Annotated in this window: 19 protein-coding genes; 5 read left to right on the top strand and 14 right to left on the bottom strand. The window is 46.1% G+C overall.

Annotation, left to right across the window (positions count from 1 at the left end; genetic code table 11):
• From V3S16_RS03470 to V3S16_RS03430, 9 genes are all read right to left on the bottom strand, one after another.
• Positions 1-1,060 (bottom strand): endonuclease/exonuclease/phosphatase family protein (locus tag V3S16_RS03470; protein ID WP_413883282.1); only part of this gene is annotated, 1,060 nt, incomplete at its 3' end.
• A gap of 1 nt (position 1,061) precedes the next feature.
• A complete protein-coding gene (pyk, locus tag V3S16_RS03465; protein ID WP_413883281.1) occupies positions 1,062-2,516 on the bottom strand; it encodes a pyruvate kinase in 1,455 nt (484 codons plus the stop codon).
• A 78-nt stretch (positions 2,517-2,594) separates the two neighbouring features.
• Positions 2,595-3,188 carry an AmmeMemoRadiSam system protein A gene (amrA, locus tag V3S16_RS03460; protein ID WP_413883280.1) on the bottom strand — a complete coding sequence of 198 codons (594 nt, stop codon included), beginning with the start codon at positions 3,186-3,188 and terminating at the stop codon, positions 2,595-2,597.
• 193 nt (positions 3,189-3,381) lie between these two features.
• Entirely contained in the window at positions 3,382-4,338 is a 957-nt protein-coding gene (locus V3S16_RS03455) for a divergent polysaccharide deacetylase family protein (RefSeq protein ID WP_413883279.1), read from the bottom strand.
• Between the two features lie 23 nt (positions 4,339-4,361).
• On the bottom strand, positions 4,362-5,726 hold the full coding sequence (locus V3S16_RS03450; protein ID WP_413883278.1) for a S41 family peptidase: 1,365 nt from the start codon (positions 5,724-5,726) through the stop codon (positions 4,362-4,364).
• A 181-nt stretch (positions 5,727-5,907) separates the two neighbouring features.
• The gene (locus V3S16_RS03445; RefSeq protein ID WP_413883277.1) at positions 5,908-7,335 is read right to left on the bottom strand and encodes a peptidoglycan DD-metalloendopeptidase family protein; all 1,428 of its coding nucleotides are present in this window, start codon (positions 7,333-7,335) and stop codon (positions 5,908-5,910) included.
• Complete coding sequence (gene ftsX, locus V3S16_RS03440) at positions 7,299-8,177, bottom strand: permease-like cell division protein FtsX (protein ID WP_413883276.1); 879 nt, start codon at positions 8,175-8,177, stop codon at positions 7,299-7,301. The genes V3S16_RS03445 and ftsX overlap by 37 nt, the downstream gene beginning before the upstream one ends.
• Before the next feature lie 293 nt (positions 8,178-8,470).
• On the bottom strand, positions 8,471-9,154 hold the full coding sequence (gene ftsE / locus V3S16_RS03435; RefSeq protein WP_413883275.1) for a cell division ATP-binding protein FtsE: 684 nt from the start codon (positions 9,152-9,154) through the stop codon (positions 8,471-8,473).
• Positions 9,151-10,425, bottom strand: coding sequence for a TolC family protein (locus tag V3S16_RS03430; protein WP_413883274.1), 1,275 nt, complete (start codon positions 10,423-10,425; stop codon positions 9,151-9,153). The genes ftsE and V3S16_RS03430 overlap by 4 nt, the downstream gene beginning before the upstream one ends.
• Positions 10,426-11,006: 581 nt before the next feature.
• On the opposite strand from V3S16_RS03430, the gene pyrE reads away from it, so the two are divergent.
• Complete coding sequence (pyrE, locus tag V3S16_RS03425) at positions 11,007-11,585, top strand: orotate phosphoribosyltransferase (protein ID WP_413883273.1); 579 nt, start codon at positions 11,007-11,009, stop codon at positions 11,583-11,585.
• Between the two features lie 98 nt (positions 11,586-11,683).
• On the opposite strand, the gene V3S16_RS03420 is transcribed toward pyrE, so the two are convergent.
• The 5 genes from V3S16_RS03420 to V3S16_RS03400 form a co-directional block, all read right to left on the bottom strand.
• Positions 11,684-12,904 (bottom strand): response regulator, encoded by a 1,221-nt coding sequence (locus V3S16_RS03420; protein ID WP_413883272.1) that lies wholly within the window; start codon positions 12,902-12,904, stop codon positions 11,684-11,686.
• Positions 12,905-13,517: 613 nt separating this feature from the next.
• On the bottom strand, positions 13,518-13,907 hold the full coding sequence (gene queD, locus V3S16_RS03415) for a 6-carboxytetrahydropterin synthase QueD (protein ID WP_413883271.1): 390 nt from the start codon (positions 13,905-13,907) through the stop codon (positions 13,518-13,520).
• 39 nt (positions 13,908-13,946) lie between these two features.
• Positions 13,947-15,059: a molecular chaperone DnaJ gene (gene dnaJ / locus V3S16_RS03410; protein ID WP_413883270.1), complete on the bottom strand. Its 1,113-nt coding sequence runs from the start codon at positions 15,057-15,059 to the stop codon at positions 13,947-13,949.
• 180 nt (positions 15,060-15,239) lie between these two features.
• Positions 15,240-16,880, bottom strand: a complete 1,641-nt coding sequence (gene nadB, locus V3S16_RS03405; RefSeq protein ID WP_413883269.1) for an L-aspartate oxidase — start codon at positions 16,878-16,880, stop codon at positions 15,240-15,242.
• A gap of 130 nt (positions 16,881-17,010) precedes the next feature.
• On the bottom strand, positions 17,011-17,661 hold the full coding sequence (locus tag V3S16_RS03400) for a TIGR04211 family SH3 domain-containing protein (protein ID WP_413883268.1): 651 nt from the start codon (positions 17,659-17,661) through the stop codon (positions 17,011-17,013).
• A 461-nt stretch (positions 17,662-18,122) separates the two neighbouring features.
• On the opposite strand from V3S16_RS03400, the gene V3S16_RS03395 reads away from it, so the two are divergent.
• The 4 genes from V3S16_RS03395 to V3S16_RS03380 all read left to right on the top strand — a co-directional run.
• Complete coding sequence (locus V3S16_RS03395; protein WP_413883267.1) at positions 18,123-18,950, top strand: PP2C family protein-serine/threonine phosphatase; 828 nt, start codon at positions 18,123-18,125, stop codon at positions 18,948-18,950.
• A 16-nt stretch (positions 18,951-18,966) separates the two neighbouring features.
• Complete coding sequence (locus tag V3S16_RS03390) at positions 18,967-19,674, top strand: FHA domain-containing protein (RefSeq protein WP_413883266.1); 708 nt, start codon at positions 18,967-18,969, stop codon at positions 19,672-19,674.
• Positions 19,675-19,818: 144 nt separating this feature from the next.
• Positions 19,819-21,111: a glycosyltransferase gene (locus V3S16_RS03385; protein ID WP_413883265.1), complete on the top strand. Its 1,293-nt coding sequence runs from the start codon at positions 19,819-19,821 to the stop codon at positions 21,109-21,111.
• Positions 21,112-21,119: 8 nt separating this feature from the next.
• Positions 21,120-21,451 (top strand): nucleoside recognition domain-containing protein (locus V3S16_RS03380; protein WP_413883264.1); only part of this gene is annotated, 332 nt, incomplete at its 3' end.

The following is a 21,451-nucleotide window of genomic DNA, read 5'->3' as shown; positions in this document are numbered from 1 at the left end:
TAAACTCCGCCACAATCGGCATATGATCGGAGATATGCAGCGTACCGTCCCGAATGACACGATGTTTCCCCAACTGCAGCCTGTCCGCATAGAAGATAAAATCGAGGGTCCGGTCCGGCTGCGTGATCCCGGGATCGTTGGAAAAGAAGGTATACCATTTTTCCGGAAAATTGCCGTTAACTTCTTGCAGGCTTGGAACCGATCGATACGCTGAAGTTAAGGGCTCAATTTCGGTATTTTCCCGGTAATACTTTTTATGGTGATCCGGCAGGCGCTGATAGGTTTTGCCGGGCGGCAGAAGATTAAAATCCCCCCCCAAGATCCAGTCCGGTCCATCTTTTGTATGTTGATCCATCAGTGTTTTGAGATATTCTACTTGACGCTGCATGGTATCCTCGCCCTGGGCGAAGGCCGACAGGTGGGTGTTCATCACGATAAAATCGTGGCCGCCTTTGATTGGCAGACGGGCTTCGATCACAGCCCGCTTCAGGTCAAAGCGCTGTCTCAAAGCGCTTATTTTTCTTAACGGCAGTTGATGACGGATAGCCTTGGCAATGTTAAATTTGGATAGGATGGAAAGTTTCAGGCCCACCCTTCCCATGATTTTGGGATGCGGGACAAAATAAGATTGCCAATAAAAGGCCGAAGCATGAAATTTATAGTCAGCGGGCAGCAGTTCCAGCAAACGTGCCAGCTGATCTTCATAGTCGGTTCGGCGGGCATTGTCATCAACTTCCTGCAGCATGACAATATCCGGGTTCTCCCGGCGGATAACCCGTGCCACCTCCTTCAGGGTAGAAGTGATGTCTTCTGCTGAGGGGCGCTTGTCCGGCCCGCTGCCGTCAAACAGATCGTAGAAGAAGACATAATTTTTTCCGGCCATATACTGCACGTTCCAGGACATAATTTTAATTTTCTGTCCTGGTTCCAAAAGGGGCTCGGAGCCGCCTCCGAAAACCATTTCAGGCTGGATGGCAGCCGGATTGAATGCAGTACATGCTGTTAGTATAAAGCTGATCATGGCAATGGCGTATAGTTGCTTGAAGATTCTACCAGTCATTTTAAACCGGAACAATGGTCACACTGGGTGTATTTTGTTTCGAATCGCTGCTGAATCCCCGTACAACGAGAATGGTTTGACCTTCGACAGCTAATCCGAGTTTCTTAACAATTCGTTTTGCGAGCAAATCCTGGTTGTCCATCTCGGCCGGGTCTACGGTTACCGGAAGCACACCCCAGAGGAGGTTTGCAATGCAGCTGGATTTATAATCGGGACAGATGCCGATCATGGGCGCGGCAGGTCTCGATGAACTCATAACAGCAAGGGAACGGCCCTGTATGGATATTATCATAATTGCTCGGGCGAGAAGGTCGCGCGACAATTGCGCCATTGATGCAGAGAGGGCATCTTCAATCGGAAACGGCCTGGTGGCTTCTTGATGGCGGGTCAAGGATGCGAAGGCACTCTGGCGCCAAAGGTATGCTTCGGTCTGCCGGGCGATATCATCCATCATCTTGACCGTTTCAACCGGATACTTCCCTGAAGCTGTTTCGGCCGAAAGCATCACCGCATCAGCGCCACTGCGGACCGCATTAGCCACGTCCGAAACTTCAGCCCTCGTGGGTCGTGGATGGTCAATCATGGATTCGAGCATTTGGGTGGCCACAATTACAGGTTTTCTGTGCGTTCGGGCCAGATCGATGAGCTGATTTTGGGCATTGGGGACGGCTTGCGGCGGCAGCTCTACCCCCAGATCACCGCGGGCCACCATGATTGCATCAGCGGCAGCTATAATTTCATCGATATTGTCGAGTGCTTCCGGCTTTTCAATTTTGGCAACAATAGCGACGTGGGAGTTGGTTCCCGATATAAGGGCACGCAGGTCCTCGACATCCGAACCTCGGCGAACAAACGAAAGCGCAATGAAGTCCACCCCTAATTGCAATGCAAAATAAGCATCAACGCGATCATTCTCCGTTAATGAAGGAGCAGAAATGTTGAGGCCGGGCAGGTTCATGCCCTTGTGGTCGCTGAGCACACCGCCACTGACTACTTTACAGGTGATTTCGGTCCCCTCAATCGCTTGGACGATCAGTTCGATATTACCGTCATCCAGGAGTATGCGGTTCCCGACCTCAACATCATCGGCCAGCGCCCGGTACTGCGAGGGGATCAGCCCAGGACGGCCGATGACGTCCCGACTGGTCACCGTGACCAAGTCGCCTTTGGCAAGCTCAATGCGGCCATGGTCAAAAGCTCCAACGCGAATTTTCGGGCCGCATAGATCTGCCAGTACCGCTATGGGTCTTTCGAGTTTGTCGGCTGCTGTACGAATACGCTGATAGGCGTCGCTGTGGTCGTCGTGGGTACCATGTGACATGTTGAGCCTGAAAACGTTGATGCCGGCCGTGATGAGGCGCTCAATGGTTCTGCTATCATTGGAGCTCGGGCCGAGAGTTGCCACGATTTTGGTCCGACGGTAAAGGAGGAGTTTTATATCAGTATCGATCCGCATTGTTCTTCTCCGCTTTCAACGGTCTCAAAATAACGATGATGAATGCGTAAAAAGTCACGAATTCAACTATAGATGGCATCAGCTTTCTTCTTCAAAATATTGAACCTGGTAGGTCGAGATTTTCAGCTTACCTTTTTCCCATTCATCGGCAGGTAAGCCGGCCTTGCGGCAAAGATGGGACAGAAATTTTTCAGGCCGGGGCAGCTGTTCCCAGACCTGAGGCAGAAAGGTGGCGCTGGCCGATCCCTTGCTAAGAATGACGCCGTCCACATGCGGGCGCAGTTTGGAAAGCAAATCTTTGCCGGCCCGGTATTCGAGGGGCTGCGGATTGGTAAGAATGCTGACTTCGATCTCTATTTTATCTAACTCTTTGGCCTTCAGCTTGGGGAAGCGGGGATCGCCAAAAGCGGCATTGACGGCGTTGCGCCGGACACCTTCCAAAATTGATGCAGTGGTCTCTAAACTGCCGATACAGCCGCGTAGCTGGCCGTCAATGGTGAGGGTTACAAACGTGCCGCGGCTTTCCTGAAAGTCCAGATCCCTTAAGGAATCAGGATCGATTTTGTCAGAAATGCGTCCGACTTTTTGCGATATGGTCTGCCGAGCCAGTTTTATCAGCGTTTGTCCCTGATGCTGACTCAAATTTCGGGAAGAATCATGGTTGCCTTGCATAGCTGAACCTCCCTAAAAAGCGATGGTAGTATAGCCGACTACCCGCCGGTGATCTCCGGCAGAAAGCCACAAGAAATTTAATCAAAGGATAGATACGCAGCTTCATGATATTTCCAGTAGAAGTAAAGATAAGGCATGTAGAAAGTGAGTTCTATAAATACAATGAGCGCCAAATCCTGTCAAACAAAAACACTTAGCCCGCCAGATGGACTATCTGAGACGCAGGAACTATTTGTACCTTTTTTTGCAGGTCCGGCAGCATTGCGCGCAGCACTGTATACGTTTCGATATGCGGGTGGGCGATGCCGACGGCTTCACCGCGATCGTAAGCGATTTGGATCAAGTGGTTGAGCTGCCGGCGGATGAAATCGGGGTCCACGATATGATCGATAAATACATTCCTTTGGGCAAAAGGAATCTGAAACAGGCGCGCCGACGGCTTGCAGATTGAATTGAGGGTCGTACGGCTGTCGATGAAAAAGAGCTTTCTTTGCTTCAGAACGGTAAAAATCTGGTAAATTTGGCTGGAAACCGTGGTCATTTTTGAACCCATATGGTTGTTGACACCTATAATTCCAGGGACGGCATCCAGATTTTTTTTGAGCTGGCTGATAAGTTCGTCCGGAGACATGGATGTCAAAAGCGCTCCCGGGCCGGGATCGACCTGGGGGTATTCATACGGTTCCATGGGCAGATGGAGCATAATATCAAGACCCTTTTGGCTGACTTTACGTGCAAAGCTTTTTTGGGAAGGAGTGTGCGGTAGCAGCGAAAACGTTAGATCGGCATTAAGCTGGAGAAATTTATCGGCGATCTTGCGGTCATATCCAATGTCGTCGATAATAATGGCGACTTTGGGCAGTTTTGCAGGTAAACCTGGAAAAGGTTTGAGGGCCGGTTTAAGGGGGAGAAGCTCCTCTTCGGGATAAATTTCAAATTGGGGGGGCCAGACAGCCGGGTGTATTCCGACGGGCTGAACGGGCTGTTTGCGCAACATCAGATAATGGGTGATAACTCCGGCGGCCACAACCAAAATAATCAGGACAAGTAGTCCGGCAAATGTTCGTTTTAGATGTGTTTTCAGGTTGTCGCTTTTTCGAGACCGGCGTTTTTTTTTCTTCTTTTGTTGTCGCGCTTTTTGTTTTGCCATGTGAGCTGAGATCGATCGCTGCTTTAACTTTTCAAGCCCGCGAAGATTTCATAACTTAAAAGAATATCGAGCGCGCGCATTACCTGGTTATCGGACTTGAGTTTTTCAAGCTCAAGTTCGCCAAATCTTGATTTGTCAGCGTCTAGCTCAGAGTCTTTGTTACTGTCCTTGTTATTTTTAGACTTGGATTGATTTTTTTTATTCCTTTCGGGTTCTGCTTCGAGATGATTTTTCAGATCTTTTTCTTTTGTCAAGCCTTCATCTTCATCCAAATCCAGGTCCTCGATGCGTTTGTGTTTTACAATGATATCCGGTTCAATACCCTTAGCCTGGATCGACCGGCCGTTGGGGGTGTAATATCTGGCAATGGTTAATTTGATTCCGTAACCGTCGCGCAGGGTTTCTACCGTTTGGACCGAACCCTTGCCAAATGAAGTTGTACCCAGAATCAGGGCCCGCTTTTGATCCTGAAGGGCCCCGGCAACGATTTCCGAAGCACTGGCACTTCCGCCGTTAATCAATACCACCATGGGAAAGCTGTGCTTGGGATTGTCGGGCTTTGCGTCGAAAATTCTTGTGTTTCTTTTAGACCGGCCTTCAATAGAGAGTATTCTCCCTTTTTCAAGGAAAAGATCCGAAACTTTGATAGCCTGGTCAAGCAGTCCGCCGGGATTGTCACGAAGATCCAGAACCATCCCTTTTAAAGGGGTGCCGCCGGCTTGTAATTTTTCCAGAGCTTTAACGATGTCTTGGGTTGTGCTTTCTCTGAAGTTAGTGACCCAGATATATCCGTAGCCGGGCTTTAAGGTCAGAAACTTAACGCTTTCAATGGGGATAACATCCCGGATCAGTTTGTACTCCAGCGGTTCTTTAAGCCCTTTGCGGACGATTGTAACAACAACTTTAGTCCCTTTGGGGCCTCTTATTTTTTTAACCGCATCCCGCAAATCGGTGGTCGACTCACCATCCACCTTAATGATTCTATCACCGGCTCTGATACCGGCTTTATAGGCCGGCGTACCCTGGATGGGTGAAATTACCGTGACGAAACCGTTGCGCATTGTTATACTGATGCCGATACCGGTGAACTCACCCTGGGTATCGACCTGCAATTCTTTTAGCGCATCAGGCAACAGCAAGGCTGAGTGGGGGTCAAGGCTGCGGACCATTCCCTGGATCGCCTTTTCGATCAATTCTTTGGTATCAACAGTATCCACATAGTTTTTTTCAACCAGTTCAATTACATCGGAAAAAATTTTAAGACCTTTATAGGTCTCTTCCGCCGTTGCTGAAAGGCTGTTGTAAAAACCGGACCCTATAATTACGGCAGTAATAGCGATGGCCGTCACCAGCCATAATCTGATGTTTTGTTTTTTCTTAAGACTCATAGGTTACTCCTTATAAAACCATAATACGAGAGACCTTTGAAAAACGCCCCCTTTTGCACAATTCCGGCGTCAGGCTCAAATTTTAATCCTCGAAATACTAAATGTATGCCTGTGGTTAAAATTTTCGCCTTCCTTGGACTTGAACAAAATTGAACATTTTGCAAAGGTCTCACGATTTTATTTAGCCTTTTTTTATCCATGCCAGCGGATCAACAGGTTTACCGTGATGGCGTACCTCAAAATGGAGGCTGGGGCCGACCAGAGAACCTGTATCCCCGACTGTGGCGACCACCTCGCCTTTTTCGACAATATCGCCTTTGGAAGCGAAAAGTTCTTCGGCATGGGCATAAACCGTATAATAATTGTCTCCGTGATCGACAATTATCATATTGCCGTACCCTTTGAACCAGCTGGCATAGAGTATTTTACCGTCAAACACAGCACGAATCGGTTCGCCTTGGTCGGCTTGAATCACGATACCGCTGCGGAAATTAACCACATTAAATTTGATATTTTTGTAAGGTCCGAAAAAATATTTTATTTTACCCTTTACAGGCATATTAAGCAATCCTTTTAAAGAGGTAAAGTCTTTTGCTGGTTTTTTTTTAATCTGATCGAATGGTACCGCGGCTGAACTTAAAGATTTTATAATTATATTCAAATTTTTAGCTGCTTGTTTCAGGGATTCAATCGCCGCCATTTCCAGAGTTCTTTGGCTGCGAATATCATCCAGCAGGCTTGCGCGTTGTGCTCTCTTAGCAGCCATTATTTGGATTTGCTCTTCCAGATCGTCCTCCAAAGAGAGCTTTTCCTTTTTTTGGGTGTTCAGCCGGACCAGCAGCCTTTGAAGCTCGAGTTTATTTTTCAATAGGTTTTCCCTGGTATTCTGGTCATGTGAGAGAATTAGTTCCAGGTTTTTTTTGCGTTGAAAAAGATCAAAGAGGGATTCGGCCGAAGCCAGAACATTCAGGCGGCCCAACCAGTTCAATTTGTATAGCGAGACCAGCCTTTTGGCTGCATATACTTCGTTTTCTTGAATTTTTTTCACCAGATCTTTAGATGCAACGGTGGTTTCCGAGATCTGTTTTTCGAGGGTGATAAGATCTGTGTTTGATTCCGAGGCCTTTTTTCTGGCAGTGTTCAGGGATATATCAATATGATTTAAATTGTTGATAATGTTTAATTCCTTTTTAGTAAACGTCTGAACTTCAGCCTCGCTCTTTTTAATTTTTAGGCTAATATTTTCCGCTTTTTCTTTGAAGCGTTTAATATCGTTAATTTTATCCGCCTTTATCTGCTCGTCCGGCAAAGTCCTTATTCCTATGATATGAACATACCGTTCTCGATTGCGAATATAACCGATCTGTCCCTTGTATGTGATTTTGAGCCAGCCGTCGATTTGTTCTAGAATTCGAACTTTTGTGCCTTTGCGGAGAATCTTAAGAGAAGGGTGGTCCGGACTCGGTCCGGTTCGCAGGTGCAGCAGACCGGCGCTTATGATTCCGATTTGGGGTTGTGCAGCCTGGATTTCGGCCGAATATCGAATTAATAAGACCGTGGCGACAACAAGTATTAAGGCTTTAGAAACTGTTTGAGAGAAAGATAACATCCTAACCATCCCACACACGTACTGCAAAATATAATTGCACCGTAAATCTTGACGGAGAGAAATCTGGCCGTAAAAAGATCGGGGGCAAAGCCCTGTTCGATATTTGAAGATACAATAACAAAGGTAACAAATAATACCGCCAGGCCGATAGTTCCACCGATAGCTCCCTGGATTATACCTTCGATGTAAAAAGGGGCCTTGATGAAGCTGTCGGCGGCACCAACCAGACGCATGATTTCTACCTCTTCGCGTCGTGTATAGAGTACGAGACGAATCGTATTGGCCACGATAAAAACAGCGGCCACAGAAAAAAGGCCGCCCAGGACGAAGCCCGTCAGCCTGAACAGGTTGAAGATATTCGTAAATCGTGCCAGCCACCTGTGGCCGTACTCGACATCGTTGATCTCAGGCAGTGCCTCAAGGCGGTTTGCCAGGTCCTCAATTTTCCCCTGGCCATGAGATGTTGGTATCATCCGGATTACAAAAGCATCCGGGAGCGGGTTTTCCTTAAGATTGACAAACAGTGAAGGTTGCCGTTTCATCTGGTCTTTCAGCATTTGCAGGGCTTCTTCTTTTGATATGAATTTGACATTCTGGACCCGGTCAAGATCTTGAATTTTCAGTTTCAATGCCGAAATGTCAGCGTGAGGGATATGCGGCCTAATATAAGCCATAATCCGGACACCCTTTTGCCAGGAACTTATGATATCACTGGCGTTGACAAAAAAAAGCGCAAAAGCGCTGACAATAAGAATCGACATCGCGATGGTAATGATGGTCACCGCATTCAAAAACTTGTGATCCCAAATGTCCTGGATGGCACGTTTATAGTGAAGAATCATAAATATTTGGTTACCCTTAAATCGTTCGCGAAAAAAGCGAACCCATCAGGTGTTTGGTATTTAGTGTTTTATTTCAATTATATTAAGATATACAAGTTTGTTATATTGCAAAATACGTAAGCGTTCACAGGTTCAGAGTTCACCGTTCAGGGTTACCTTTCGCAGGGGTTCACAAGTTCAGAGTTCAGAAGTTCAGGGTTGCTTTTTTTGTTAACCTTTACTAACTAGCCCCGAACCTTGAACCTCTGAACCCCTGAACCCCTGAACCTCTGAACCCCTGAACCTGTATGCAGTTACGCCGAAGGCTGCAAACAGCCCTGTTTCAAATGGACAATGCGGCCGCCAATTTTATTAAGCAACTCTTTGTCGTGGGTTGCGATAACAAGCGTGGTACCGCCAGAGTGGAATTTTTTAAGAAGTTCAATAATTATATCGGCAGAATCTGAGTCCAGGCTGCCGGTAGGTTCGTCGGCCAGGATGATTATCGGATCGCCGACAACAGCCCTGGCAACAGCGACTCTTTGCTGTTCACCACCGGAAAGAATCGGAGGAAACGAGTCGATTCTTTCCTCCATTCCGACGGTTCTGAGCACACTTTTTACCTTTTTCTGGATCAAGCGCCTTTTCTTTCCCATGGCTTCGAGAACAATCGCAACGTTATCAAATACGGTTTTAGTAGGTATCAGCTTGTAATCCTGAAATATTATTCCAAGCTTGCGTCTTAAAAAGGGTATGCGTTTGCGGGGAATCCGTGCCAAATTCATGCCGTCTACCAATATTTGCCCTGCCGATACTTTTTCATCAAAGTACAAAAGCTTCAGCAGCGTTGTTTTGCCTGCTCCGCTGGGACCGCTGATTAACAGGGAGTCGTTTTTGGGAATATCAAGGGTGACGTCGGTAAGAGCATTCTTGCCGCCGTATTTTTTATAAACATGGAAAATTTGAATAATTGAATTTTTGCTTTGAGTGTCAATCATTCCATAAGCTCCTGACCCATGGCCCGGTACAGAGCAGCTTTTGATATTTCAAATGCGTACAAAGCTTTATAATAATTGGTAATTGTTTTGGCAAGCAGTGTCTGGGCATCCAGAACGTCGGTGGAGGTGGCTACCTGTGCTTTGTAACGCTCCTCGTTAATTCTGAAGTTTTCTTTGGCCTGTTCAACGGCCTGTTTAACTGTAATAATAGCCTTTTCCGCTTCTTGTGTTTTCAAATAGGCTTTTTTTACCTGCAGATATATGTTGTCGAGAATTTCTGTTTTTTGAAGCCGTGCTTGAGACAAACGGGACTGTTTTTCATGGATTCCGTATGAAGTTCGGCCCCACTCCCAGAAATTCCATGACGCTGTGGCTAAAATGTTCCAGCCGCTGGGATCAGTAATACCTGCTCCGCCGTCTACATCCCAATCGGTTCCGTTGTTAAAATAACTGCCCTTAAGATCAATTGATGGGTAATAATCTTTTCTGGCAAGCTTTAACTCCTTTTCTGCAATTTCAACTTCCAATGCGGCCACCTTAATTTCCAGACGGTTTTTGTCAGCTTCGGAAAAACAATAATCAAGATCCTGCTTAAATGAAAAATAGTCTGTAATATCATCTATTTTTACGGGGGTATCCAGTGGTCTGCGCAAAAGAATGTTAAAGTCCGAGGCGGCATTTTCCAAATCATTTTTAGCAACAATGAGCTCTTGCTCAGCATTGGCCTGCTCAACCTGAGCCTGCAGAAAATCATTCAAAGGGGTCATTCCGACCTGATAATAGTTTTGGGCCACCTCCTTGTGAGCCTGGAGCTGTGTTACGGTTTTTTGGGCGACATCAAACATTTTGTGGGCCTCTAACAATGAAAAGTAGATCTTTTTGGCATTATAGATAATATCTTGGCGGATAAGTTTTTCATTGATTTCAGCCACATCGAGACCCAGACTTGCGATCTTATACTGATTTAAATTAGCAAACCCTGTAAAGATCGGCTGAGTGACTGTGGTTATAAGAGAGTATTCCCGTTTAGAGCCCAATAGTCCGCCGATGCTGGAGGCTTCATCATCACGATTAAATTTGTAGGTAACATTAAAGGTTGGGAGAAAAAGTGTTTGCTGTTCTTTTTGAGTGGCCTGGGCCGCTTTTGTCCCTTCTTGGGATGATTGCAATCCGATATTGGCTTTTAGGGCGCTTGCAATCGTCTGCTTGAGGGTCAATATTTCAACGGATTTTTCAGCGGCAAAAACGGAAAAGGTTAATGCCAGGCCCATCAGGAAGCTTGCCAATAGACATGGTAAGACTTTTTTTAATATCATAATATTATTATCTGAAACCTCCGATTAAAGTTTTTATCGCGGGTTTTGAATTGACCCGCAGGATTTTTATTGATATGCGAGGATAAAGTTGAAGGAGTGCTGTCACCAGTTTTCCTTACTCAGAGCCTCCACTGAATCCCATTAAACAGGCTTCTTCCATTTCGGTGGAGGCTTTTTTATACCGAATCAGCACTTTAAAATCAACTGTTTCTTGGATAGCAAAAAAGGTCGGTGTGAATCCACGTCAGTCCGAGGTTCACACAAAATAAGTTTTTTTGTAACAGTTCAGCCACTAAGGCACAAAGGCACAAAGAAGGAGTATGGATTATAAAGCTTAATGATTCAGTTTTATTGGTTAAATTGGTTCCATTGGTTTGGTTTGTTAACAAATAAAACTAATTAAACCAATAAAACCAATTGGACAATTTAAATTAGTATTATAATCTTAGAGGCTTGGTGTCTTTGTGGCTGAACTATTACGTTTTTTTTCACTTTTTACGAGATCATCCGTTTTGACTCGAATGAGGTTTAAACAAATGGAACTGCTGGATAATATGAAAAAGGAACTTATCGACCTGCTATGCCGCAAATCGTTTAAATACAGTCAGGAGCCGACCTTTAAGCTGGTGTCAGGCAAAATGAGCCACTTTTATGTGAACTGCAAGCCGACGACGTTGAGCCCCAGAGGGATGTTTCTGGCCGGTCATCTTTTATTTGACACAATTAAAAATCTAAATCTGGACGGAATCGGCGGGCTTACATTCGGCGCCGATCCTATTGCGATTGCTACGGCGTTTGTCTCCGAATTGAGAGACAAGCCTGTCAATGCCTTTTCAATCCGCAAGACCCGCAAGGATCATGGCATTGTTCGGTGGATCGAAGGGGATATGAAGCCGGAGGAGCGGGTTGCCATTATCGATGATGTCGCCACTACCGGGGGGTCTACGATTAAGGCGATTGAACGCGCGCGGTCAGAGGGGCTGGATGTTGTCAAGGCGGTTATTTTGGTTGACCGTCAGGAAGGTGGTCTTGAAAATATTCGTCAACATGTGACGGATGCTGTAGCGGTTATTACCAGGGATGAACTGATGGCGCGGTGGAAGCTACAAGGATAGACCTTTAGCCCCGCTTTAAAAGCGGGGTAAACCTTTTGCTTATTAGATCCCGTCCAGCTTTCAGCGGGGCGGGAGTTTCATAAAATCGTAACACGATTTTATTTTTTATCCAAAACTTCCCTGATCTTCCGCGAAAGTTGTTTCATGTTGAAAGGTTTCTGGATAAAGCTGTTGCAACCTCGCTCCAGTATCTCATTTATCTGTCTGTTTATGCCATACCCACTGGCAAGCAGAACATTTACATCTGAATTGATCGCTTTCAAGCGGTCGTAAGTTTCGCCGCCATTCATGCCGGGCATAATCACATCGAGAATGACAATTCCGATATCATCGATGTGTTTTTTGTAGATATCTATAGCTTCTTTACCACTTGCGGCGGTATAAACTTTGTAGCCCAGTTTTTCCAATAGTTGGCCGGCAACATCAATTATCATGACTTCATCGTCTACCAGCAGAACGGTTTCAGATCCTTTAGATAATTCTTCAGCAAATTCCTCTTCTTGTATGAATTCTTTTCCCGAAACGGGCAGATAAATATTAAATGTAGTTCCTGCTCCTTTTTCACTATAGGCAGCAATTATACCACCATGGTTCTTGATAATGTCATTCGCAGGGGCCAGGCCTAAGCCCGTGCCTGTGTCCCATGCTATAGCGGAAAAAAATGGATCAAAAATATTTTGTAGGGTTGCTTGATCCATACCGGCACCGGTGTCGGTTACAGATATTTTTACATATCCACCCGGTTCCAGCTGGTTTTGATTGGCATACTCTTCCCCAAGCGTAACGTTTTCCGTCTCAAGAAACAGTTCTCCACCGCCCGGCATGGATTGCCGGGCATTGAGATATAGATTTAAAAGCACCTGCTCAATTTGGCCCTGGTCAACCTCTACCGTCCAAAGGTCCTTTTGGAACTTTGAATTGATAGTGATATTCTCTTTTGCTTTACCAAATATATCTGAACTCCTTCTAATTATTTCGTTAAGGTCGGTCGGTTTTACTTCATATTTGCCTCTTCCGGCAAAACCCAAGAGTCGTTTTGTGAGATCGGCACCATTTTGAATGTATTGTTCGATGCTTTTCAATTTTTCATAATGTGGGTGAGCGGCTTCAATCTCCAGAGCCATCAGGGATATATGGCCCTGGATGCCCATGAGCAAATTATTAATATCATGGACAATAGCCCCTACAATGGTACCTAAGGACTCTACAGCTTCCAGATAACCCCTGGGGCTTTTACGTGCTTCTTGGTGCGCAACAACCTTTTTTTCTAATTCCTTGACCCTTTGTTCTAATTCTTCATAGGTTGGTTTTTTGTCCATTAACTCATCCTGCGCTTCTTTGTGCCTTTGTGTCTGAACTATTAAGGTAAGCGTTCACAGGTTCAGAGTTCACCGTTCAGGGTTACCTTGCGAGTTAACTCCCGGGCAAACTGCAATGCCTCAATATCTTCAAATCGTTCTATTCTCATGCTTTCTCTATTCAGAGCTATCTAATTAACGGTTCAAATTTCTGAACCTTTGAACCCTGAACCCCGAACCCGTGAACGGTTACCTATTAAGTTCTTTGTTACTGCTGTGAACCCGTTACTACGATAAGATCGAATTTTGAAGACCAATTCAAAGATTGCATCCCTACGCATTTCTGAGTCGGCTATATTTTCTTTCGAGCTGCCGTCTAAATATTCGAAGCCGCCACAACCTTGGAAAATAAAACCCAGGCACAGGAGCAAGATGAACGAGAAATTGCGTGGGATGCCTCCCATTACGTTGCTGGCAAGGCCACATTTAGTTGAATAGCATGTTGCACCCATGTAAGGTTTTATATCTTTATACCTAAATTATGTCAAACTCTGTGGTCTTTGTGAGCTCTGCCTGCCCAATGGAATTAAGTTTTGGTTGTTATTCCATCGGGGTGAGAAGTAAAAGAACCTTCTTAGGGTGGCGAAGGGCTGTTGAGGATGTAAGTTGCGCAGGCGTTTTCTGACTCCCAGGCGGTTACGCGGGCAACTCTGACAGCAGGAGTTTCGATTTTAGCCTGCAGCGCTTCGGCGATATAGCGGGCGATGTTTTCCGAAGAAGGTGGGCAGCGATCGTCAAAACAATTGAGTTCATTTAAGAATTTGTGATCCAGGCTTTCGGTGATTTCAGAAAGATGCTGTTTTAATTCATCAAAGTCGATCAGTACCCCGGCAGCATTCAAGTTTTTTCCGGCTACGTGGACCTCTATCTTCCAGTTGTGTCCATGCAGATTTTCACATTTTACAGCAACCATCTTTAGCTGGTGAGCAGCGGCAAAACTGGTTACGATTTTTAGTTCAAACATGACTTATCCTCAAAATAAATTCTTCATCAGAAATGCGGCTTAACCGGTTTTGGCACTACCATCCCTAAAGATATTTTTTAGTTTGCTGGACATTTTGTTGTTTCCGATTTTGTCAAATTCTCTGAGGAGAGATTTCTGTTTTTTAGTGATATTTGTCGGGGTTTTGATGAGTACCTGGATGATCTGATCTCCGCGCTGACCGGTTTTAAGCGAGGGGATGCCGTTGTTGCGGAAACGGAACAGATCACCGGGCTGGGTTCCTTTTGGAATTTCAAGCGTTTTTTTGCTGTTTAAAGTAGGGACTGAAATACTGTCTCCTAGCGCTGCCTGAATAAAGGAGATCTCTACCTGGCAGTGGATGTCAATATTGTCACGCTGAAAATATTCGTGGGGTTTCACGTTGATGAAAACATAAAGATCACCGGGCGGGCCGCCGTAAACTCCACCTTCCCCTTCTCCTGTCAGCCTGAGGCGGGAGCCGCTATCGACACCGGCCGGAAACTTTACTGATACAGTTTTGTTGACCATAACCTGGCCGTTACCTTTGCAGCCTTTGCAGAGGTGAGGAATGCTTTGGCCGTTGCCGCTGCAATGGGGGCATGTTGTTCGGACGGTAAAAAATCCCTGGCTTCGGGAAACCTGACCGGTGCCGTTGCATGTGCCGCAGGTCTCCGGATACGTGCCCGGTTCGCAGCCGCTCCCTTCACAGGAAGGGCACACCTCCATTTTTTGCAGATCAATTTGGGTCTCAGTGCCAAGAGCGGCCTGCATGAAGTCAAGTGTCAAATCGTAGCGAAGATCGGCGCCTCGCTGCGCCCGGCTCCCTGATCTCCTCCCGGTGCCGAACCCGAAAATATCTTCAAAAATGCTGCCGAAACTTGAAAAAATATCTTCAAAGCCGCTGAATCCGGAGAAGCCTGACCCTTCAAGACCTTGATGGCCGAACTGGTTGTAGATTCTGCGTTTCTGAGAATCTCGAAGTACCTCGTAGGCCTCCGAGGCTTCCTTGAATTTTTCTTCCGCCTCTTTGTTGCCAGGATTTCTATCCGGATGGTAGTTTAGTGCCAGTTTGCGGTAGGATGATTTTAATTGATCATCGGTGGCATCGCGGTCGACGCCGAGAACCTCGTAGTAATCTCGTTTGGTCGTCATTTAGTTTCCTGGTCGTTGCCCCTGCGCTTATTTTATCGTGACCTTAGTGCCTTGGTGCCTTCGCGGCAAGATATTTGAGTAACATTTTGTTAAGATTCAAACATTTCTAAAATAATGCAAAAAGTATGGTTGTCAATGAAGAATACATGAGAAATTCGGGATAGTTTTATGGATGGGAGATTACCCCACAAACGGCTGGCTGATAATTGTATCCTTTTGCCAGCGCTGGTCATCCCGGTAAGGGTAGGCAATATTATAGTGGAGTCCGCGACTCTCTTTGCGGCGCCGGGCACATTTTATGATCAGTTGTGCCACGGTAGCTATGTTTCTTAGCTCAATAAGGTCTGACGACACCCTAAAGTCCCAGTAATACTGATGGATTTCTTTTTGAATTATTGCGATGCGCCGTTTTGCCCTTTCCAGGCGCTTGTCGGAGCGAACGATTCCGACGTAGTTCCACATGCACCGGCGGATCTCATCCCAGTTGTGTGCCACCATAATAAGTTCATCACTGTCGGTTGTGCCGACATCATCCCAGGGCGAAGGAACAGGTATGGAATTTGCGTCTATGGTTTGGATGTCTTTTAAGGCCTGTACGGCGGCTTGGTTAGCATAAACCAGAGCCTCGATCAGAGAGTTGCTGGCCAGCCTGTTCGCTCCGTGTAGCCCTGTGCAGGCAGTTTCACCGGTGACATACAGCCGGTTTAAATCGGTGCGACCGGACATATCGGTGGCAACGCCGCCGCACATATAATGGGCGGCAGGCACAACCGGAAGAGGTTCGGCGGTCATGTCGAAGCCGAAAGTGAGACATTTTTCGTATAGATTTGGGAAGCGGGTTTTAACAAATTCGGAATCTTTGTGAGAGATATCCAAAAATACCGTATCATCACCACTTTTTTTGAGTTCCGTGTCAATGGCGCGGGCCACAATGTCACGGCAAGCCAGATCCTTTTGGGGATCATATTGGTGCATGAAGGGGTTGCCGGCGGAGTCTATGAGAACACCCCCTTCACCTCTGACGGCTTCTGAAATCAAAAAGTTTTTAGCATCTGCGTGATACAGGCAGGTGGGGTGAAACTGGACGAATTCAAGGTTGGCTACCGTAGCGCCGGCGCGATAGGCCATGGAAATGCCGTCACCGGTAGCGATATCGGGGTTGCTGGTATATAGATAAACCTTGCCGGCGCCGCCGGTGGCAAAGAGTGTGATCTGGGCGCAAAAAGTTTTTACCCGGTTAGTATTTCTGTCAAGAACATAGGCTCCACAGCAGTAGCCCTCATGGGTGGTGGTAATAAGCCCCCTTTTCATACGTTTTGAAATAGTAATCAGATCAATGGCCATATGATCTTCAAACACTGCAATGCGGTCATGATTATTAACATGGTCGACCAGAACTTTTGCGATTTCCATGCCGGTCATGTCCTGGGCGCGGACAATCCGGTTGTGTGAGTGTCCGCCTTCACGTCCAAGATCAAGATTGAGCGATTTACCGTCTGATCGTGCTTTTTTTTCAATATTGAATTGGACGCCCAGATCGACCAGTTCACGAATTCTTGCGGGCCCGTTTTTAACGACCATCTCGACAACGTCCCGATTGCACAGGCCGTCCCCGGCAGCGAGGGTGTCCTGGATGTGGAGATCAAACGAGTCGAGTTGATCGAAAACAGAAGCAATGCCGCCCTGGGCCAGCGCGGTGTTGCTGTCCCAGAGCCTTTTTTTTGTCACCAGAGCAACACGGCCGAACTCCGCCACCTTAAGGGCAAAAGTAAGGCCGGCAACACCGCTGCCGATAATTAGAAAGTCGGTTTTAACATCCATAGTACGATTACTTAACCCGGACAAGCTGGAACCAATAAAAAATGGATTACTAAAAAAGTTTTTCCACAAACAGCACAAAGTTTACGACTAGGGAACTGATTGAGTTTTTACTCAATCAGGACAACTTCGTTTACAAAAAAGATGATCGCCGGCGCTGACGTTTGGTACTATAGCCCATTAAAAATCCAACAAAAAGTACGGCGGCGCCACTTAAAAACCAATGGAGATATTGACGCCTTTCAAGTTCTGAAAGCTCCTCTTCAAGTCTTTCAACTTCTTTTTGCTGTTCACTAAGCCGGGCTGCGGAATTTTTAGAGTTGGCTTGAAGCTTTAACAGATTCGCCGATTTGCTCTGGAGAGTTTCATAAGACGTTTTAAGAGCGTTTAGCGTTTTTCCGCTAACAGCTAATTCTGCCTTAAGCTTCTGGTTCGCATTTTTAAGCTTGGAAATCTCATTATAAGGGGAGTCGGCGAGGGCCAGCAGGGCGGCATGTTTTTCTTTCAATTTATTTAGCTCAATGCGGCTCGGCAGTTTAGAAGTAAGAAAACGGCTGACCACCCAGCCTTCCTTTCCGCTGGGCAGGCGGATCCTGGTCCACTGATCAGCCGGTTCGAGTACTTCTACCTTTTGTCCTGATTTTATCATTGCGATAATTTTATGATCAATTCCCTGTCCGGTCCTGAGTGTTATCTCCGCCAGATCGCTGACATACATTGTCTCAGCCTGGACCGCTGTTGAAAATAAAATTAACAACCCTCCAATAAAAACAAGATATCTCATTTGCCGTATTCTCCGTTTAAATACAGACCTCGTAAATAATGACAGATTGCGGGGAAAATTTTGGACAAAACGCGACATTTCTAACCAAAGAGTTGGGTTCAAAGGTTCACTGTTCAAAGGTTCAGAGGTTGATCTCCTCATTTAATTACCCCTATGGAATCAATGGGATAGGAAAAAAGCGCCAAGCGATTAACCTCTCCGAGGCGTAGGATCGTGCCTCTACGAGCCGGAGGCCTGAACGCTGAACCCTGAACCTCCTAACCCAGACCGACCGGATGTCCATTTTTTTTTGCAATCCCGCAGTATATAAATGTCTACGGTCATTTATATAAGGTGAATAACGAGGTCTGCGGTAGATGAATTGCCAAAAGTTTCAATGATAAACAGAGAGTTTATTGAGCCTTCTATAAGCACGACCTGTTTTATATCCAGATAAAGAGGCGAGCCTTACAGTATCAATCATGGTAGCCATAGAATCTGCAGGAATTACTGATGTCGGTCAAAAAAGGACAGGAAACGAAGATGCTTTCTATCTTGATGATGACCTGAAGCTTTACATGGTGGCCGACGGCATGGGTGGACACTTGGCCGGTGAAGTGGCCAGTGCGCTGGTGGTAGATACCATACGGGATTACATGAAGCACTTCAAAGAGGAGGGCGCTGTCGAAGAGCTGGAGGATCCCGACGAAACCCTTTCCAAAGAGGCCAACCGGCTGCTTTCCAGTATCAACCTGGCCAACAAAGGTGTCCACCAGGTAGCACAAAGTAATGAAGACTATCAAGGGATGGGTTCCACCGTATCGGCGACCTTCTTTACAGGCGATACTATGATTGTGGCCAATGTGGGTGACAGCCCAATATACCTGGTGCATGACGGGGGCATCGAACTACTGTCCGTGACCCACAACGTAATATCAGAGCAGATGGCGATCAATCCTGAAATGGCCAAGAAACTGGACGCGCGGTTTAAACACATGCTCACCAGGGGCATGGGGATTGAAGCAACGGTAGAAGCTGATGTCTGTGAGATCCAATGTTTTGAAGGCGATATTCTGACCATCAGTTCCGATGGCCTTAGCGACAAGGTATCTCCTGAAGAAATTCTCGATGTTGTCAAAGCAGAACAGCCTGCAAAGGCCTGCCAGAGGCTTGTAGATTTAGCCAATGAGCGTGGTGGAGATGACAATATAACCGTTATTGTAATAAAAATAAAAGCTGAAAATGAAAAAGGCGGAATTATGGAAATGATTTCACGGATTACGTCCCATTTGAAAAAAATATTTCATTAAAAATGAGGGTACTGCAATGCCGACTTTGACACTTACATTCAAAGATAACACCATCGCTACTTATCGCATTGAAGAGGGGCAGTCTCTTACGATAGGTCGGAAGGAGATTAACGATGTGCCGATCGAGAACCTCGCTGTTTCCGGGCATCATGCCAAGATAGACTCTGTGGGGGAAGGGTTTTTACTGACGGACCTGCAAAGTAAAAACGGTTCCTTTGTAAACAAAGAGCTTGTTTCATCTCACTGGCTTAAAGACGGTGACAACATCCTTATCGGCAAGCATACCCTGATCTTTACTTACGATGAAGGTGAGAAAAAACCGGATGAAGTCGCCGTCGACATGGACCAGACCATGGTTATGGATACGGACAAATATCGGGATATGCTGGCCCAGGCCATGCCCAAGGCTGCAAAGGCGGAGGCCCAGGAACCGGTAGGCATACTGTCATATCTGGCCGGCGGTGAGGGGGAAATAAAGCTTGTCAAGAAGCTTACCAAAATAGGAAAGAGTTCCACTTGCGACATTGTGGTGGGCGGCCTCATGGTAGGGGCGACCGCTGCAACCATAAGCAAGAGACCCCAAGGATATTCCATAAGTTATGTAGGAGGTATGGCCAAACCGAAAGTCAACGGCGCGACTGTAAAAGAGTCGGTCACTCTCAAAGATTTTGATGTCATTGAGATCGGTTCGATCAAAATGCAGTTTGTCAGTGAGAAACAGTAAGCGAACCGGTTTGCCTGAGAATGTTCCACCTGATTTAGCGGGCAGGGCAATTTTGGATAGAACATTAAAGCGTTTTTCCCCTCGTGCCGAAATAAAGCTTGGGGGAAAACGTTTTTTTTTGGGTCTGTAAACAAGGCAGGAAAAATGAGTCACTGTGAAGTCTGCGGTCAGAAACACAATATCGGATTTGTTGCAACACGTCTTGCAGGGACGGACGGCGTTTCCCTCGAGGCCGCAAAATGGGCGGATGTTTTTGAAAAGAATGGGGGTAACTGCTATTACTTTGCCGGAATGCTCGACCGCCCGGAAGATCGTTCCTATTTGGCAGAAAAAGCGTATTTTCGTCATCCTGAAATTCGAGATATTTACGAAAACAGCTTTGGTGTCTGCAAACGCGAGCGACATCTTACGAAAAAAATTTATGAATTTACAGAAAAGTTAAAAGACGAACTTTACAGATTTATCGAAAAATTTGATATAGAACTTTTAGTGCCGGAAAATTCGCTGACGATTCCGTTGAATATCCCCCTTGGTATAGCTATTACAGAGGTGATATCTGAAACAGGAATGCCGGCAATAGCCCACCATCACGATTTTTTCTGGGAGCGCAAGCATTTTCTTACTAATGCGGTCTGGGAATACTTGAATATGGCGTTTCCGCCCCATTTGCCGTCAATTCATCATGTGGTTATCAACTCTTCGGCTGCCAATCAATTAAGTCTCAGGACCGGTATTTCGTCAACCACTATACCGAATGTCATGGATTTTGAAAATCCGCCGCCGGCTGTTGATGATTATGCTTCCGATGTTCGACATTCTCTCGGCCTTGAGAAAGACGAGCTTTTAATCCTGCAGCCGACCCGGGTTGTAAAGCGCAAAGGGATTGAACATGCCATCGAAATTGTGCACAGGCTGGGCCAGAAGGCCAGACTGATCATCTCCCATGCTTCCGGTGACGAAGGTTACGATTATGAAGAGCGGGTCAAGGAATATTCCAGGCTTTTGAAGGTTGATACGGTGTTTGCGTCGGGAATTATCAAAGAATATAGAGGCTATACTAAAAAAGGAAAAAAAATCTACTCCTTGGAGGATGTTTATCCCCATGCCGACCTTGTAACCTATCCATCCAATTTTGAAGGGTTTGGGAATGCCTTTCTTGAAGCCATATATTTTAAAAAACCGATAGTTGTAAACAATTATTCAATTTATTCATTTGATATCCAGCCCAAGGGCTTTGAAGTGATTGAGATCGACGGGTATGTGTCCGAGGAGGCTGTACGTCAGGTGCGGGAGGTAATAGAGAATCCGCAACGCCGCCAGGCAATGGTAGAGAAAAACTACGAAATAGCAAAACGCTTTTTTTCTTACAGGGTGCTGCAGCAAAAGCTTAAGCATCTTGTATCGGACGGCATTGCCTGCAACCCGCAAGAGTGTTGAAATTCAATATGAAGGACATACATCATCAGCTTGAGCGCAGCCTGAAGGTCGGTATAAAGAAAGGCTGGAGTGGGTTTGTTTGGATGCTCAAAATCCTTATACCCATATCTTTCTTGACCGCTCTGCTTGAATACAGCGGCTGGTTATATAAAATAGATTTTCTTTTAAGGCCCGGTATGAACCTGCTGGACCTGCCGCCGGTGGCCGCCCTGCCGCTTATTGTCGGTATGCTGACCGGAATATACGGATGTATTGCCGCCATGGCCATGCTTCCTCTTACCATTGTCCAGATGACGCTTATCGCTAATTTTGTGCTCATTTCCCATAATCTAATACAGGA

It is taken from the genome of Candidatus Desulfatibia sp. (assembly GCF_036446775.1).
In the GTDB taxonomy this organism is placed as follows: domain Bacteria; phylum Desulfobacterota; class Desulfobacteria; order Desulfobacterales; family UBA11574; genus Desulfatibia_A.
Note: the sequence above shows the minus strand (reverse complement) of the source record. Positions and strands in the feature narration are given on the sequence as shown.